Genomic DNA, 277 nt, shown 5'->3' on the forward strand with positions numbered 1-277 from the left:
ACCCGGCGGATGTCCTTGGCGCCGTCCTCGTAGAGGCCGGTCCCGGCCATGACGTCGACGCGGTGATGCTTGCCCTTGACGTACTTGGAGCCGGCCGGGCCGACGCCGTTCGTGTAGCCGAAGCTGGCGCCGTTCTTGGCCGTCCATTTCGGCCCGTCGTCGGTCTCGACGACGAATGGCATGCGGTCCTTCATCTCGCTCGACGCCATCGACGTGAACAGGTCCGGCGGCATCCAGGGCATGTCGAGATGGCAATCGGCGGAAATACGCTTGTATT

The 277-nt window shown here is 64.6% G+C and carries 1 protein-coding gene; it reads right to left on the reverse strand.

Features of this window, described 5'->3' with window-relative positions:
* Positions 1 to 182 (reverse strand): hypothetical protein (locus tag QWY28_RS23685; RefSeq protein WP_300955360.1); only part of this gene is annotated, 182 nt, incomplete at its 3' end.
* Positions 183 to 277: the final 95 nt, after the last annotated feature.

Source organism: Nocardioides oceani (genome assembly GCF_030412965.1).
Lineage (GTDB): Bacteria > Actinomycetota > Actinomycetes > Propionibacteriales > Nocardioidaceae > Nocardioides > Nocardioides oceani.